Genomic DNA, 15,659 nt, shown 5'->3' on the forward strand with positions numbered 1-15,659 from the left:
CGGCCCGGCTCAGGGCAGCATCTCGAACTTGAGCTCGGCCAGCGGCGTAACCTTCTCCTCGCGCACCATCTTGTATTCGGTATTCGGACCCAGCCACTTGGCCCAGAGGCGGTCGAGCTCGCCCGACTTCTCCAGCGCGTAGAGCGCGGCATTCACCTTGGCGAGCAGCACGGGTTCGTCTTTCTTCATGCCGATACCTACCGGCTGCAGCACCATGGGCTCGGAGATCATCTTCAGTGCCACGCCGCCGGTCTTCGACTGGTTGACCAGCTTGGTGATGGTCATGGTGTTGGCGACCATGCCCACCGACTTGTTCTGCTGCACCGCCATGAAGGCCGAGCCCGTGTCCTGGAAGGTGACCGGCTCGGAGCCGTTCATCTTGATCGACAGCTCGGAGGTCGAGCCCTTGGTCGAGCTCAGGCGCTTGCCCTTGAAGTCGGCCTTGGTGGTGCCGGGGTCGGAGGCCTTCACGGCCAGCATTTCCTTGGCCACGTAATACGGGTCGCTGAACTGGATCTGCTCGCCGCGGCTCTTGGTGTAGGCCAGGTTCGCGATGGTCACGTCGACGCGACCCAGCTTCACCTCGGGCACGCGCGCTTCCACCGACAGCGGCGTGACCTTGGCCGTGAGGCCCAGCTCCTTGGCGAGCGCATTGCACAGGTCGACGTCGTGGCCCACCATCTCGCGCGTCTTGGGGTCGGGCGCGGCGAAGGGAGGCACGTCGGCGAAGGTGCCGCACTTGAGTTCCTTGCGCTGGCTGATGTCGCTCCACTGGTCGGCATGCGCGATAAGCGAGGCCGCGCAAAGACATGCACCGACGATGGAGAGACGAAGGACGGTCTGGTTCGACATGGGAACTCCTTGTATGGGATTCGAGGCGAGGAAGAAAAAGGAAATGAAGGGCCGCTGCGGCTCAGTGCGCGCGCAGGTCCGACAGGAAGCGCTGCGCGCGCGGATGCTGCGGGCTGCCGAAGAAGGTGGCGGGGTCGGCCTTCTCCAGGATGCGCCCCGCGTCCATGAACCAGACGCGGTCGGCCACCTCGCGGGCGAAGTTCATCTCGTGCGTGACGCACATCATGGTCATGCCGTCGTGGGCGAGCCCGCGCATCACCGACAGCACCTCGCCCACCATCTCGGGGTCGAGCGCGCTGGTGGGCTCGTCGAAAAGCATCGCCGGCGGCTCCATCGCCAGCGCGCGGGCGATGGCCACGCGCTGCTGCTGGCCGCCCGAGAGCTGCGCCGGATACGCACCCGCCTTGTTCGACAGCCCCACGCGCTCCAGCAGCTGCCCGGCCTTGGCCTTCGCATCGGCGCGCTTCACGCCGAGCACGCGCATCGGCGACAGCATGATGTTCTCCATCACCGACAGGTGCGGGAACAGGTTGAAGCTCTGGAACACGAAGCCGATGCGGCTGCGCAGCCTGTTGAGCGCCGAGCTGCCCATGGGCGCGTGGATGTCGTGGCCGTCGAAGAGCAGCTGGCCCGACTTCACTTCCTCCAGCCGGTTCACGGTGCGGATCAGCGTGGACTTGCCCGAGCCCGAGGGGCCGCAGACCACCACCACCTCGCCCTTCTTCACCTCGGCGTTGATGTCGGCCAGCGCCTGGTAGTCGCCGTACCACTTGTTGATGTTCGAGAACAGGATCATGGTGTCGTCCCTGGCGGGCGCTGGATGTGGAGCGGGCGTCGTGGTCATGGCTGCGGCGCCGTCACCGGCGAGGGAAGCGGCGTGCTGTCTCCGGCCGCGGGTCGGGGCTGCGCGGCGCCGAGGCGCTTGTGCGCGATGCGGCGCTCCAGCCATTGGGTGAGCTGGGTCAGGCTGAAGCAGACCACGTAGTAGGTCATCGCCAGGATGAAGAACACCTGGAAGGGCTTGGTCAGCAGCTGGTTGTTGATCTGGTTGGCCGCGAAGGTGAGCTCCTGCACGTTGATCACGTAGCCCAGCGTGGTCTCCTTGATGGTGGAGATGAACTGGCTCAGCATGCTCGGCAGCATGTTGTAGAGCGCCTGCGGAAGGATCACGAACCACATGGTGCCCAGGTGGCTGTGGCCCAGCGCGCGCGCCGCCTCGGTCTGCCCCTTGGGCAGGGCCTGGATGCCCGCGCGCACCACCTCCGAAAGGTAGGCACCTTCGTAGATCACCAGCGTGCACAGCATGGTGGTGAAGCCCGACACCTCGCGCCCGATGAGCAGCGGCACCAGGAAGTAGACCCACAGGATCACCATCAGCAGCGGCACGCCGCGCACCACGTACACCAGCACGGTGGCGGGCCAGCGCAGCAGGCGCCAGGGCGACAGCCGCGCCAGCGCGAGCAGCACCGACAGCGGAAAGGCCAGCACGATGCCCAGCACCGAGAGGATCAGCGTGGCGACGATGCCGCCGAGCGGGCCGTTGGGGTACTGGCCGACCAGCAGCAGCAGCCAGTTGTCGCGGAGGATTTCGTAGACGCTGTACATCGTGGCCTCTGGCTTCTTCTGTTCTTTCTTCCGCTTACCTTGCGCCTGCGATGCGGTAGCGCCGCGACAGCCATCCGCCCACGGCCATGATGAGCAGCGAGCACACCAGGTAGAGCACGGTGGCCACGCTGTAGGCCTCGAAGGTGCGGAAGCTCTGGCTTTCGATTTCCTTCACAGCGTGCGTGAGCTCGGCCACGCCGATGGCCATGGCCAGGCTGCTGTTCTTGAAGAGCGACACGCTGTGGTTGACCAGCGCCGGCACCGCGTTGCGGATGGCCTGCGGCAGCATCACGTGGCGCATCGATCCGATATAGCCGTGACCGAGCGCGCGTGCCGCCTCGGCCTGACCGGCCGGGATAGCGCGCAGGCCCGAGCGCATGTCCTCGCTGAAGTAGGCCGCCTGGCACAGGCCGAGCGCGACGATGGACAGCAGCCGCTCCGCGTTGTTGGCCGACAGCCAGCCCTGCAGCGCGTCGGGCAGCAGACTGAAGATGCCGAAGTACCAGAACATGAGCTGCACCAGCGTGGGCACGTTGCGGTGGTAGGAGACGTAGCCGGCCACCACGCGCTCGGCGACGCGGTTCGGCGTGAGCCGCACCACCAGCAGCACGACGGCCATGGTCATCGCCAGCAGCCAGGAGCCGGCCGCGATCCTCAGCGTTTCGAGCATGCCGTGCAGCAGCATGTCGCCGAACTCGGGCTTCAGCAGGATCGCCAGCAGGTCGAAGTCCTTCATGCGCTTTTCCTTTGGCTGGCGTGCATGAACACCCGGTGCTCAGCCGCGCGGCGTTTCGGGCCGGGTGGTCGAGAGGCCGCCCGGCACCTGCAGGGTGGGCGTGATTTCCATGTGGCCCACGTTCACCGCGATGGGCGCCGAGATGGCGAAGGCGATGGCGTTGGCGATGTCTTCCGCCTGCGGCAGCTCGAAGCCTTCGACGAAGCGCTTGTAGGTGTCCTCGGAATCGCCGTGCACGTGCGCGAAGATGTCGGTGGCCACGCGGCCCGGGCAGATCTCGGTGACGCGCACGCGCTTGCCGAAGCAGTCGATGCGCAGCTGGCGCGACAGCATGCTCACCGCCGCCTTGGTCGCGTGATAGGTGCTGTTGCCGCCGAAGTTGTAGGCGCCCGCGATGGAGCTGATGTTGACCACGTGGCCGCGGTCGCGCGCGGCCATGCCGGGCACCACCAGACGGCACAGGTGCAGCACCGCGCGCAGGTTCACGTCCACCAGCAGGTCGATGCCCTCGGCGTCGGCCTTCAGGATGGAACCGGGCCGGTCAACGCCGGCGTTGTTGACCAGCACGTCGAACTCGACCTCCTTCGCGAGCGCCGTGATGCCCGCGATGTCGCTCACGTCGATGGCGTGCGGAATGCAGCCGGTGCGGGCGGCGAGGTCGGCCAGCTTGTCGGCGCTGCGCGCGAGCGCGTGCACCTTCAGTCCTTCCTTGCTCAGGCGCTCGACGACGGCGGCGCCGATGCCCGAGGAGGCTCCGGTCACCAGTGCGGTCTTGTAGTCGGAAAACGGCATGTTCGGTTCTTTCGTTGAGGCAGGTGACTGCCTGGATTTCACTGTAGCCAGCGCCTGCTGGCGGCGCCAAGACGGATTGGCTGTGGAGCGATAAGCCCCCCTTATGTCGCCCGCGATCCGTGCATATGACTAAGGGTAAGCACCATGTTCGTGCCCTGGCCCGTCGATCAGTTCGCCTGCCTCGATATGGGCACCACGCGCCCCGCCTGCTCGACCACGCCACGCACGGCGCGCGCCAGTTCGACGGCGCCGGGCGTGTCGCCGTGCAGCAGGATCGAATGCACGCGCATCGGAATCTTCTTGCCGGCGACGCTGGTGACGGTGCCGTCCTCCAGCAACTGGCGCACGCGCGCCAGGACCGCCTCGCGCTCGTGGATCACGGCGCCGGGCAACTTGCGCGGCACAAGCAGGCCGTCGTCGCCGCAGGCCCGGTCGGCCAGGAAGGTCCTGCGCACGCGCAGGCCGCAGCGCCCGGCCGCGTCCTCGATGGCGCGGCTGGCGGATGTGCTGACGGTGAGCGAGGGATCGAAGTCGGCCACCGCGCGCACCAGCGGCTCGGCCAGCGCGGCATCGGCGGCTGCCATGTTGCCGAGCGCACCATGGAAGCTCATGTGCGTCATGCGGTGGCCCGCCGTGCGGGCCATGCCGTCGAGCGCGGCGAGCTGGTAGAGCACATAGGCCACCAGCTCCTTCGCCTCGATCTGCATCTGCCGGCGGCCGAAGCCCATCAGGTCCGGAAAGCCCACGTGCGCGCCCACGTCCACGCCGCGCTGGCGCGCCATGCGCACCGTGCGGTCCATGATGACCGGGTCGCCCGCGTGGAAGCCGCAGGCCACGTTGGCGGAGGAGACGATGTCGAGCAGCGCCTCGTCCTCGCCCATGCGCCAGGGGCCGAAGCCTTCGCCGAGATCCGCGTTCAGGTCGATGTCCATCGGGGTGTCCTTCTCTTGTTCGTCAGAGCGGGTGCAGCTCGAGCAGCGGCGTGCCGTAGCCGACGGCTGTGCCATCGGCCACGCGGATGCCGTCGACGATGCCCGCCTGCGGTGCGACCACCGGCAGCAGAAGCGGGCCGATCTTCATCAGGCCGACGGCCTGGCCGGCCTCCACGCGGGCACCGATGCGCGCCAACGGCACGGTCGCGAGCGGATGCGCGTGCAGGAAGACGCCGAGCGAGGGGCCTCGACCGGCACGAGCTCGATCTCCTCCTCGTCCTCCGGCAGCTCGACGATGCCGTCGCCCTGTCGTCCAAGGCGCAGCGTGCCCTGCGGCGTGCGCAGCTCCAGCAGGCCGATGTCGGTGCCTGCCAGCCAGGCGGCGAGTCGGGAAGCGTCCAGCATGCCGGTCAGTTCCTCGTGGCGGGCGCGCCGCGATGCAGTTCAACCATGCGCGCGACCTTGTCGAGCCAGGCGCGCACCTCGTCGAGGGCATCCAGCGCCTCGTCCCAGGTGGTCTCGATGAAGCGGATGTGGCTGCCGATGGGCGCCTGCCCGAGGCGCCACATGTCGGCCTCGATCACGGTGCCGAACTTGGGGTAGCCGCCCGAGGGCTGGGCGTCGCGCATCTGGATGATGGGCTGCCCGCTGTGCGGCACCTGGATCACGCCGGGCACGATGCCGTGGGAGCGCAGCTCCATCGGCGCGATCGGCCGCAGCGCCTCGCCTTCGAGCCGATAGCCGTAGCGGTCGCTGTGCGGCGTGATCTTCCATTCGCCGGCCCAGAAGGCATCGCGCGAGGCCGGCTCGAAGGCCATGTATTCGGCCGCGGGCAGCACGCGCACCGCGGCGACGCCATCGCGCTCCAGCGGCAGCGCGAGCGCCGGCGGCACCAGGCCGAAGCCGGTGCGGCAGGCGCCAGCCGCGCCGGTCACTCGCAGCAGGTCGCCCCTGCGCAGCGCGCGGCCCTCGTGGCCGCCGAAGGCACCGCGCAGCTGTGTGCTGCGCGAGCCCAGCACCTCGGGCACGTCGATGCCGCCGGCCACGCACAGCACCGCGCGGCTGCCGCGCTGCGCGCCGCCTTGCGGCAGGCCCAGCGTGAGCACCTGTCCGGCGCGCGCCTGGTGCACCCACCAGGGCAGCAGGGGCTGGTCGTCGAGCCGGGCGGCGCAGTCGGCGCCGGTGAGCGCGAAGGCGCAGTCCTCGTCGAAGAGCACCTTGAACGGGAACACCGGTATCTCGACGGCCGCAGCGCCGAGCCCGTTGCCCAGCAGCAGGTTGCCGGCGGCCAGCGCGAGGTTGTCCATGGCGCCCGAGGTGCCCACGCCCCAGCGCAGGCTGCCGGTGCGGCCCAGGTCCTGCACGGTGGCGAGTGCGGCGGAGGAAAGTATCTCGATCATCGGACGATGCCCTCCACGCGGAAGCGGATCATGTCGCCGGGCTGCAGCATCGCCGGCGGGTCTTGCGCCGGGTCGAAGAACACCATCGAGGTGGTGCCGATGGTGTTCCAGCCGCTGGGACCTGCCGACGCCGACACGCCCGTCTGCGCGCCGCCGATGGACACCGCGCCGCCGGGAATGCTCAGCACCGGCACCTTGCGCCGGGGCGTGGCGATGCGCGGGTCCATACCGCCGAGGTAGCAGTAGCCCGGGTGGCTGCCGAGCGCATACACCGGATAGAGCGGCGTGCTGTGCAGCTCGACGATGGCCTCGATGCCCAGGCCCGTGTGCGCCATCACGTCGGCCATGTGCGGACCGCCCTCGCCGCCGTAGACCACCGGCAGCTCGACGATGCGGCCCTCGCGCGACACGGCGGTGGCCGCGTCCCAGGCTTCGCACAGGCGCGCGCGCAGCGCTTCGAGATGGCGCGGCGCGCGGGTGAAGCTGAGCATCAGGTTGTTCATGCCCGGCACGGCCTCGCGCACCTCGGGCCAGCCTTCGGCCTCGCGCGCCAGCGCCCAGATGCGCTGCTGCGAGGGCAGGTTCATGCCGCCGGGCGCCTCGAAGAGCAGCGCGGTGGTTCCCAGGAGGCTGATGGATGGTGCCGTGCTCACGCCGCGCTCCTTTGCTGCAGCCAGCGTTCGAGATGATGGATGTCGACGCCGCCGGCGGCGAAGCCCTCGTCGCGCAGCAGCTCGCGGTGCAGCGGCACGTTGGTGGCGATGCCTTCCACGCGCGTCTCGGCGAGCGCGAGGCGCATGCGGTCCAGCGCGTCGGCGCGGCTCGCGCCATGCACGATGAGCTTGGCGATCATCGAGTCGTAGTACGGCGGCACGCGGTAGCCCGCGCCCGCATGCGAGTCGACGCGCACGCCGAATCCGCCGGGCACCTGCCAGCCGGTGATGCGGCCCGGCGCAGGCGCGAAGGTGTCGGGGTTCTCGGCATTGATGCGGCACTCGATGGCATGGCCCTGGCAGCGCACGTCGGCCTGCGCGATCGACAGGCGCTCGCCGCGCGCCATGCGCAGTTGCTGCTGCACGATGTCGATGCCGGCGGTCATCTCGGTCACGGGGTGCTCCACCTGCAGGCGCGTGTTCATCTCGATGAAGTAGAAGGCGCCCTTCTCGTAGAGGAACTCGAAGGTGCCGACGCCGCAGTAGCCGATCTGCCGGCACGCGGCCGCGCAGCGCTCGCCCACCTCGGCCATCAGCGCGTCGTCGATGCCGGGCGCGGGCGCTTCCTCGATCACCTTCTGGTGGCGCCGCTGCAGCGAGCAGTCGCGGCTGCCCAGCCATACGGCGTTGCCGTGGCTGTCGGCGAGCACCTGGATCTCGACATGGCGCGGATGCAACAGGAACTTCTCGATGTAGACCTCGGGGTTGCCGAAGGCCTGGCGCGCTTCCTCGCGGGTGAGGGCCATTGCGTCGAGCAGCGCGGCCTCTTCGTGCACCACGCGCATGCCGCGACCGCCGCCGCCGCCCGCGGCCTTGACGATGACGGGGTAGCCGATCTCGCGCGCCAGCGCCTGCACGGCAGCGGCATCGTCCGGCAGCGCCTCGTCGGGGCCGGGCACGCAGGGCACGCCGGCCTTGCGCATCGCGCGCTTGGCCGAAACCTTGTCGCCCATGGTGCGGATGCAGGCGGCGCTGGGGCCGATGAAGACGAGGCCGGCTTCCTCGCAGTGCTGCGCGAAGCCCGCGTTCTCCGAAAGGAAGCCGTAGCCGGGATGGACCGCCTGCGCACCGCTCACCTCGGCGGCGAACAGGATGGCGGACTGATTGAGATAGCTCAGGCCCGGCGCTGCGGGGCCGATGCACAGCGCCTGATCCGCCTGCGCGACATACATGGCGTCGCGGTCGGCCTCCGAGTGCACGACCACGGTGCGAAGGCCCAGCCCCCGGCAGGCGCGCTGAATGCGCAAGGCAATCTCGCCGCGGTTGGCAATGAGCACGGTATCGAACATCGCGCCTACCCTCTCATGCGAAGCGGAACAGGGGCTGCCCCGCTTCCACTTCCTGGCCCGATCGCACGAGCACCTGCCGGACGGCGCCCGCCCGGTCTGCGCGGACCTCGTTGAACATCTTCATCGCCTCGATCACGCACAGCATCTGGCCGGCTTCCACCGCCTGGTCCTGCCGCACGAAAGGCGGCTCGCCCGGCGCGGGCTGCAGGTGCACCACGCCATGCAGCGGTGCGAGGCACTCGTCACTGGCAGATGGTGCCGGCGCCGCCGTTTCCTCGACGGTTCTCTTCGCCGCCTTGCGGGCGACGGCCGGCGTCCGCGCGACGGGCGCGGCCCCCAGCGCAGCCAGCTTCACCAGCCGCAGCGTGCTGCCGTTCTCGCTGTACTCCAGCTCCGCCAGGTCCGATGCGGCCAAAGCGTCGATGAGCGTCTTGATCTGTTCCTGCTTCATGCCGGTGGCTGTGATGGCCGACGCGCTCCGCGAGCGCGTGACGGCATGCATGAAAGGTAACGGCCCGCGAGCCTGAAGCCAAAGACGGTTTGGCTGTGCCGGGATAAGGGCGCCTTATGACGCCCACCGATACGCCAGCGTCACGGCAGCGCGGCGATCTCGGGTTCGGGCGTGGACGCGACGGTGCCGGCCAGGTCGGCCACCAGTTCGAGCAGGATGTCCTTCACCGCCTGCGCGGGTTCCGACAGCGGCAGGTGGTCGGACTGGCACAGCGCCAGCGGCGCCTCGATGACCGGATCGACGATGGGGAACTGCCACGCGCCGCAGCTCGCCACCACCTCGCGCGCCATCGACGCCGGCAGGATGGTGGCGCCCAGCCCGTCGGCAATGGCGGCCGTGAGGGTGAAGGCCGACTCGATCTCCGCCACCACGCGCGGCACCATGCCCGCGCGCACGAAGGCCGCATCCACCAGCTTGCGCACCACGTTGTACGGGCGCGGCAGGAAGAGTTCGATGTCGCGCAGGTCGGCCAGCTTCACCGGCTGCGAGGGCGCGGGCATCGACGCCGGCCCGACCAGGAAGAGCGGCTCCTTCAGCAGCGGCAAGAACGTGAGCCCGTGGATGGCCTTGTCGCCGTAGAGCACGGCCAGGTCCATGCGGCCATTCATGATGAGCTCGCTCAGCGTGGTGCCGTAGTTCTCGTTCAGGTAGAGCAGGATGCCCGGGTGCCGCGCGCGCACGGTGCGAAGCAGCGGCAGCGAGAGCGCCGAGGCCGCCGTGCCCGGCGCGAGCCCCACCGACACCTGGCCCGAGAGCCCCTCGCCGGCGGCCTCCATGTCTACGCGAGCCTGCTCGCACTGGCGCAGGATGATCTGCGCATGGCGGTACAGCACCTTGCCGGCCTCGGTGGGCGTCACGCCGCGCTTGGTGCGCACCAGCAACTGCTGCCGCACTTCGCCTTCGAGCGTGGCCAGTTGCTGGCTCAGCGCGGGCTGGGCGATGAAAAGAACCTCGGCCGCCTGCGTGAGGCTTCCGATGTCCACGATCTTCACGAAATATTTGAGGCGTCGCAGGTTCACGCCTTGTCCCCAAGCAAGAGCCAAGCCTAGCACCGGCCCCGCGCGGCGGATATGGGTGCTCACCATGAGTCATAAGCTGCGCCTATACGACCAGTGCAATCTCGTCTTGGCCTCGCGGGAGCGATCTGCGTACCGTTCGGTCCATGCAAGCCACTACCTCCAGCGCCGACTCCCACGTTGCCTCCCGCATTGCCGCCCGCGTGCGGCGCATCAAGCCCTCGCCCAGCACCTCGGCCGCCGACCGCGCCAACGAGCTGCGCAGGCAGGGCAAGTCGATCGTGAACCTCGTGGTGGGCGAGCCCGACTTCGACACGCCCGCCCACATCCGCCAGGCCGCGGCCGCCGCCATCGAGCGCGGCGCCACCCGCTACACGCTGATGGCGGGCACCGTGGAGCTGCGCGAAGCCATCGTCGCCAAGCTGCAGCGCGAGAACGGGCTGAGCTACGCGATGAACGAGATCATCGCCACCAGCGGCGCGAAGAGCGCGATCTACAACGCCTTCGCCATCACGCTGGAGCCGGGCGACGAGGTGATCATCCCGGCGCCCTACTGGGTGTCGTATCCCGACATGGTGCTGGCCTGCGAGGGCACGCCCGTCACCGTGGCCTGCCCGGAGGCCAACGGCTTCAAGCTGACGCCCGCCCAGCTCGAGGCCGCCATCACGCCGCGCACGCGCTGGCTGCTGATCAACTCGCCGAGCAACCCTACCGGCGCGAGCTACACGGCCGCCGAATACCGCGCGCTGGCCGAGGTGCTGGAACGCCATCCGCAGGTGATGGTGATGACCGACGAGATCTACGAGCACATCCGCTTCGACGACGAGCCGCTGCCGCACATCCTCGCGGTGGCGCCTTCGCTGCGCGACCGCACGCTGATCGTGAACGGCGTCTCCAAGACCTACGCGATGACGGGCTGGCGCATCGGCTACGCGGCCGGGCCGGTGGACCTCATCAAGGCGCTGGACACGCTGCTTTCGCAGTCCACCGGCAACTGCTGCTCGGTGAGCCAGGCCGCTGCCGCGGCGGCGCTGAACGGCGACCAGTCCTTCGTGGCTGAGAGCGTGGCCGTCTACCGGCAGCGGCGCGACCGCACGCTGGCGCTCGTCGACGACATTCCCGGCCTGAGCTGCGCCACGCCGCCCGGCGCCTTCTACCTGTACATCAACTGCGGCGGGCTCATCGGCAAGACCACGCCCGAAGGCAAGCGGCTGCAGGAAGACGGCGACGTGGTGATGTACCTGCTCGAAAGCGAAGGCGTCGCGGTGGTGGCGGGCACGGCGTATGGCCTCTCGCCCTACTTCCGGCTTTCCATCGCCACGTCGCTCGAGACGCTGGAAGAAGGCTGCAGGCGCATCGCGCGCGCCGTGGCCGCACTGCGCTGAAGACTTCACGACCAGGACGATCTCCATGCCCTACAAAGCCATTCGCAAGAACCCGTCGGCCCCGCAGGTGGCGGCTCACATCCTCGCCGCGCTGCAGGACATTCCGGTCGCCGCGCTCAGCGACAACCTGCACCGCAACATCGGCAGCGTCGGCCTGCAGCCCTACCACCGCCCCGGCCACAAGACCATGGCGGGCACGGCCGTCACCGTGAAGACGCGCGGCGGCGACAACCTCACGCCCATGCGCGCCTTCGAGTTCTGCCGGCCCGGCGACGTGCTGGTGATCGATGCGGGCGGCGACGTCACCAACGCGGTCATCGGCGGCATCCTGTCGTTCTACACCGCAACCATCGGCACCGCGGGCCTGGTGCTCGACGGCGCGATCCGCGACGTGGCCGAGATCCGCGAGCGCGACTACCCGGTGTACGCGCGCGGCGTGAACCACCGCGGCCCCTACAAGGACGGCCCCGGCGAGATCAACGTGCCGGTGTCGGTGGGCGGCATGATCGTGAACCCCGGCGACATCGTGGTGGGCGACCAGGACGGGCTGCTGGCCTTCTCGCCCGACGAGGCCGAGCTGCTGATCGAGAAGGCCCGCGCGCACCTGGAAACGGAAGCGCGCACGATCCAGGCGATGAAGGAAGGCCGGTGGGACCGCAGCTTCCTCGACGCGCTCGAAGCGCGCTGCATGAACTGAGTCCGGGCGTCAGGCGCCTTCGCTGACCAGCGCCCACAGCGCCTCGGCGACCGGCGCCATCTGCGCCTGTTGGCGGTACAGGCGTATGTCCACCGGCACGCGCCAGCCGCCCGCGCCGGCATCGGCGAGCGCGCCGTTGCGCAGGTCGTCGGCCACCAGGCTCATCGGCAGCCACGCGAGGCCGCGGCCTTCGAGCGCCATGGTGCGCAGCAGCGCGGCATGGTGGGCGGTGAAGACGACGGAGAGCGACGCGGCGAAGTCCTTGCCGAACTCGATGTCCTGGATCGCCCGCATGATGCGGCCGAGCCCCGAGGCCTCGCTGTAGGCCAGCACGGCGGGCGACCTGCCCGTTCCCAACGCATGCAGCGGAGTGCCGCCGGCATCGGGCGCGCTCACTGGCACGAGCACGTCCTCGCTCAGGCGCTGCACGGGGTATTGCGACTCGTCGAGCCGGCCCGGCGCATCGGCATGGCCGTGGCACAGCACGAACTGGACCCGGCGCTGCAGCATCAGGTCTTCGCAGGCATGCGAGCTGTCGGAGATGGTCTGGATCGGCCCCATGCTCAGCCGCGACTCCACGCTCGCCAGCCAGCGCGGGAAGAAGGTGAGCGAGAGCACGTGCGTGGCGGCGAAGCTCAGGCTGGCCGCGGCCAGGTCGTGCGCGGCGCGGGCCTTGATGCGCGCGGCCTCCAGGCCCGCCAGCACTTCCTGCAGCAGCGGCTGGAAGCGCTTGCCCGCCGCCGTGAGCGCGGTCGGATGCGCGCTGCGGTCGAACAGGTCGACACCCACCCACTCTTCCAGCGAGCGGATGTGGCGGCTGAAGGCCGGCTGCGCGATGGAGCGCGCCTGCGCGGCACGCGAGAAATTGCCGGTCTCGGCCAGGGCCAGGAAATCTTCCAGCCATTCCATGTCGAGCGGTCGGTTGCCGGGGCCCATGCGCAGCGCGATTGAATAGTTGTATGCGATTCGAGTATTGGACGGCCCGCGCCCCGCCGGCAAAAGATGCACCCATTCCTGCACCTTGAACCATCACGGAGACACAGAATGCCTTCCATCGCGAATTATCGCGGGATCATCCCCGCCATTTCCTGCCCCTTCACGAACGACCACCGCATCGACGAGCCGGCGCTGCGCAAGCTGGCTTCGTGGCTGGCCGGCCATGACGGCGTGGTGGCGATCATGACCAACGGCCACACCGGCGAGGTGTTCTCGCTCACGCCTTCGGAGCGCGCCGAGGTGACGCGCATCGTGGCCGACGAGCTGCGCGGCCGCATGCCGGTGATCTCGTCGATCGTCTGCGAAGGCCTGGCCGAGGCCGCCGAGCATGCCCGCGCCGCGCAGGCCGCCGGCGCGGTGGCGCTGGATGTGATGCCGCCGCACCACTGGCTGCGCTTCGGCTTCACGCCCGGCCATGCGCTGCAGTACTTCGAGGCCATCCACCGCGCCGCGCCGGAGCTGGACCTGGTCTGCCACGTGTACCCGGCATGGACGCGCGCCTCGTACTCCTCGCAGCTGCTGGCCGAGCTGGCGCGCCTGCCCTACCTGCAGGCCTTCAAGGTGGGCCAGCGCGACATGAACAAATACGCCCGCGACATCCAGGCGATCCGCGAGGCCGATGCCTCGAAGGCCATCCTCACCTGCCACGACGAATACCTGCTGGCCTCGATGGTGCAGGGCGTGGACGGCGCGCTGGTCGGCTTCGCGACCTTCATCCCGCAACTCATCATCGACCTGTGGAACGCGGTAAAGGCCGGCGACCTGAAGAAGGCGATGGCGGTGCAGGCGCTCATCACGCCGCTGAAAGATGCCGTGTACGGCGGCGGCGAACCCACCGGCGAGGCGCATGCGCGCATGAAGGGCGGCATGTACCTGGCCGGCGTGCTCGAGAACGCCACGGTGCGCCCGCCCACCGAGGCGCCGAACGCGCGCGAGACGGACGCGCTGCGCGCGGCCGTCGAGCAAGCGGGCCTGTCGAAGCGCTGAGCCCACGGGCCACAGCGCCCGATCAAGAAAACACAAGGAGACAAGAGACATGCAACGCAAGCACTTCCTGCGCGCCACCCTGGCCGCCCTCGCGCTGGCCGCCGCATCGACCGCCGGCTTCGCCCAGAACTGGCCCGCCCGCCCGGTGCGCATGGTGATCCCGTTTCCGCCCGGCGGCACGCTCGACACCATCGGCCGGCTGCTGGCGCAGAAGCTCGGCGAGCAGACGGGCCAGACCTTCATCGTGGAGAACCGCGCGGGCGGCAACGGCGTGATCGGCGCCGACGTGGTGTCGAAGGCGCCGGCCGACGGCTACACGCTGCTGTTCAACGCATCGACCTTCACCACCGCGCCAATGACCATGAAGTCGGTGCCCTACGAGGTGGTGCGCGACTTCACCCCGGTGGCGCTGGTGGCGAAGGCGCCGCTGTCGGTGGCAGTCAACAAGAACCTGCCGGTGAACGACGTGAAGTCGCTCATCGCATACGCCAAGGCGCACCCCGGCAAGATGACCTTCGCGGTGGGCTCCATCGGCTCGGCGGGGCACCTGTCGACCGAGCTGCTCAAGCGCGCGGGCGGCGGGCTCGACTACCTGATCGTGCCGTACAAGGGCACGGCGCCCGCCTTCCAGGACCTGATCGGGGGGCAGATCGACGGCTTCATCGACCCGATCCTCGGCTCTCTGCAGTATCACAAGAGCGGCATGCTGAAGGTGATCGCCGTCACCTCGGCCACGCGCGCGACCAGCCTGCCGAACGTGCCCACGGTGGGCGAGAGCATTCCGGGCTACGAGTTCTACAGCTGGTACGGCCTGTGGGGCCCGGCGAAGCTGCCGGCCGCCATCACGCAGCGGCTGAACGCCGAGGTCAACAAGGCGCTGGGCACCGACATGCGCGAGACGCTGAACGCCCAAGGCCTGCTGCTGACGCCGGGCAGCGTCGAGGACTTCGCGAAGTTCCAGGCGGAGGACATGGCGCGCTCGAAGAAGATCATCACCGAGGGCAACATCCATGTCGAATGAGTTCGCCACGGCGCCCCATGCGGTGGTAACGGGCAGCAGCGGCGGCATCGGCCGCGCCATCGCCTCGCACCTGCTGGACGCGGGCTGGCGCGTGAGCGGGCTCGACCTTGCCGCGCCCACGCTGTCCTCCCGCACGGGCTTCTCGCATGTGGCCGTGGACCTCGGCGATGCCGGCGCCATCGCGCGCACGGCCGCGGCGCTGCAGGACGCCGACGCGCTGGTGCACGCGGCCGGCGTGCTGCGCGTCGGCCCGCTGGGCGAGCTCGACCACGCGGGCGGCGAGTTGATGTGGCGGCTGCATGTCGACGCGGCCACGCGCCTGGCCGACGCGCTCGTGCCCGCGATGGCCGCGCGCGGCAAGGGCCGCGTGGTGTTCATCGGCAGCCGCGTCGCGCAGGGCTTGCCGGGGCGCGGCCAGTACGCCGCGACCAAGGCCGCGCTGATCGCGCTCGCGCGAAGCTGGGCCGCGGAAGTGGCCGCTCGCGGCGTGACCGTGAACGTGGTGTCGCCCGGCGCGACGCAGACCTCGATGCTGCAGGACCCGGCCCGCGCGGGCAGCGCGCCGCGCCTGCCGCCCATCGGCCGGCTGATCCAGCCCGAGGAGATCGCGGCGCTCGCGGGCTTTCTTCTCTCGCCCCAGGCGGCGGCCATCACGGGGCAGGACATCCCGATCTGCGGCGGCTCGTCGCTGCATCTCTAGACATCTTTCGCTTTCTCTTCCTCCATC

General features: G+C 69.5%; 19 protein-coding genes. 5 read left to right on the forward strand and 14 right to left on the reverse strand.

From position 1 onward, the window contains the following. Positions 1-9: 9 nt before the first annotated feature. The 13 genes from SFB74_RS26855 to nac form a co-directional block, all read right to left on the reverse strand. Complete coding sequence (locus SFB74_RS26855; RefSeq protein ID WP_432727448.1) at positions 10-852, reverse strand: ABC transporter substrate-binding protein; 843 nt, start codon at positions 850-852, stop codon at positions 10-12. A 61-nt stretch (positions 853-913) separates the two neighbouring features. Next, positions 914-1,648: an amino acid ABC transporter ATP-binding protein gene (locus SFB74_RS26860; protein WP_432732003.1), complete on the reverse strand. Its 735-nt coding sequence runs from the start codon at positions 1,646-1,648 to the stop codon at positions 914-916. A 44-nt stretch (positions 1,649-1,692) separates the two neighbouring features. Continuing rightward, positions 1,693-2,457: an amino acid ABC transporter permease gene (locus tag SFB74_RS26865; protein WP_432727450.1), complete on the reverse strand. Its 765-nt coding sequence runs from the start codon at positions 2,455-2,457 to the stop codon at positions 1,693-1,695. Between the two features lie 34 nt (positions 2,458-2,491). Then, positions 2,492-3,193: an amino acid ABC transporter permease gene (locus tag SFB74_RS26870; RefSeq protein WP_432727451.1), complete on the reverse strand. Its 702-nt coding sequence runs from the start codon at positions 3,191-3,193 to the stop codon at positions 2,492-2,494. A 39-nt stretch (positions 3,194-3,232) separates the two neighbouring features. Further along, on the reverse strand, positions 3,233-3,985 hold the full coding sequence (locus SFB74_RS26875; protein WP_432727452.1) for an SDR family oxidoreductase: 753 nt from the start codon (positions 3,983-3,985) through the stop codon (positions 3,233-3,235). Between the two features lie 167 nt (positions 3,986-4,152). Beyond that, on the reverse strand, positions 4,153-4,917 hold the full coding sequence (locus tag SFB74_RS26880) for a LamB/YcsF family protein (RefSeq protein ID WP_432727453.1): 765 nt from the start codon (positions 4,915-4,917) through the stop codon (positions 4,153-4,155). A 22-nt stretch (positions 4,918-4,939) separates the two neighbouring features. Further along, positions 4,940-5,119 carry a biotin/lipoyl-containing protein gene (locus SFB74_RS26885; RefSeq protein WP_432727455.1) on the reverse strand — a complete coding sequence of 60 codons (180 nt, stop codon included), beginning with the start codon at positions 5,117-5,119 and terminating at the stop codon, positions 4,940-4,942. Continuing rightward, positions 5,065-5,322 (reverse strand): hypothetical protein, encoded by a 258-nt coding sequence (locus SFB74_RS26890; RefSeq protein ID WP_432727456.1) that lies wholly within the window; start codon positions 5,320-5,322, stop codon positions 5,065-5,067. The genes SFB74_RS26885 and SFB74_RS26890 overlap by 55 nt, the downstream gene beginning before the upstream one ends. Positions 5,323-5,327: 5 nt before the next feature. Then, on the reverse strand, positions 5,328-6,317 hold the full coding sequence (locus SFB74_RS26895; RefSeq protein WP_432727457.1) for a biotin-dependent carboxyltransferase family protein: 990 nt from the start codon (positions 6,315-6,317) through the stop codon (positions 5,328-5,330). Beyond that, positions 6,314-6,970 (reverse strand): 5-oxoprolinase subunit PxpB, encoded by a 657-nt coding sequence (pxpB, locus tag SFB74_RS26900; protein WP_432727458.1) that lies wholly within the window; start codon positions 6,968-6,970, stop codon positions 6,314-6,316. The genes SFB74_RS26895 and pxpB overlap by 4 nt, the downstream gene beginning before the upstream one ends. Beyond that, positions 6,967-8,319: an acetyl-CoA carboxylase biotin carboxylase subunit gene (gene accC, locus SFB74_RS26905; RefSeq protein WP_432727459.1), complete on the reverse strand. Its 1,353-nt coding sequence runs from the start codon at positions 8,317-8,319 to the stop codon at positions 6,967-6,969. The genes pxpB and accC overlap by 4 nt, the downstream gene beginning before the upstream one ends. A 13-nt stretch (positions 8,320-8,332) precedes the next feature. Next, positions 8,333-8,770 carry an acetyl-CoA carboxylase biotin carboxyl carrier protein gene (locus SFB74_RS26910; RefSeq protein ID WP_432727461.1) on the reverse strand — a complete coding sequence of 146 codons (438 nt, stop codon included), beginning with the start codon at positions 8,768-8,770 and terminating at the stop codon, positions 8,333-8,335. Between the two features lie 140 nt (positions 8,771-8,910). Beyond that, the gene (gene nac, locus SFB74_RS26915; RefSeq protein ID WP_093209927.1) at positions 8,911-9,849 is read right to left on the reverse strand and encodes a nitrogen assimilation transcriptional regulator NAC; all 939 of its coding nucleotides are present in this window, start codon (positions 9,847-9,849) and stop codon (positions 8,911-8,913) included. Positions 9,850-9,992: 143 nt separating this feature from the next. On the opposite strand from nac, the gene SFB74_RS26920 reads away from it, so the two are divergent. Then, entirely contained in the window at positions 9,993-11,231 is a 1,239-nt protein-coding gene (locus tag SFB74_RS26920; RefSeq protein WP_432727462.1) for an aspartate transaminase, read from the forward strand. A 25-nt stretch (positions 11,232-11,256) separates the two neighbouring features. Beyond that, complete coding sequence (locus SFB74_RS26925; RefSeq protein WP_432727463.1) at positions 11,257-11,928, forward strand: RraA family protein; 672 nt, start codon at positions 11,257-11,259, stop codon at positions 11,926-11,928. Positions 11,929-11,937: 9 nt separating this feature from the next. Here the strand turns inward: SFB74_RS26925 and SFB74_RS26930 are convergent, their stop codons facing one another. Further along, a complete protein-coding gene (locus SFB74_RS26930) occupies positions 11,938-12,864 on the reverse strand; it encodes a LysR family transcriptional regulator (protein ID WP_432727464.1) in 927 nt (308 codons plus the stop codon). Between the two features lie 108 nt (positions 12,865-12,972). On the opposite strand from SFB74_RS26930, the gene SFB74_RS26935 reads away from it, so the two are divergent. From SFB74_RS26935 to SFB74_RS26945, 3 genes are read left to right on the forward strand one after another with little or no spacing between them, the layout of a single operon-like run. Then, the gene (locus SFB74_RS26935; protein ID WP_432727466.1) at positions 12,973-13,911 is read left to right on the forward strand and encodes a dihydrodipicolinate synthase family protein; all 939 of its coding nucleotides are present in this window, start codon (positions 12,973-12,975) and stop codon (positions 13,909-13,911) included. A 49-nt stretch (positions 13,912-13,960) separates the two neighbouring features. Next, positions 13,961-14,932 carry a Bug family tripartite tricarboxylate transporter substrate binding protein gene (locus tag SFB74_RS26940; protein WP_432727467.1) on the forward strand — a complete coding sequence of 324 codons (972 nt, stop codon included), beginning with the start codon at positions 13,961-13,963 and terminating at the stop codon, positions 14,930-14,932. Next, positions 14,922-15,632 carry an SDR family NAD(P)-dependent oxidoreductase gene (locus SFB74_RS26945; protein WP_432727468.1) on the forward strand — a complete coding sequence of 237 codons (711 nt, stop codon included), beginning with the start codon at positions 14,922-14,924 and terminating at the stop codon, positions 15,630-15,632. Before SFB74_RS26940 ends, SFB74_RS26945 begins: the two co-directional genes overlap by 11 nt. The last annotated feature ends 27 nt before the right edge of the window (positions 15,633-15,659 follow it).

The organism is Variovorax xiamenensis, assembly GCF_050916385.1.
Lineage (GTDB): Bacteria > Pseudomonadota > Gammaproteobacteria > Burkholderiales > Burkholderiaceae_C > Variovorax.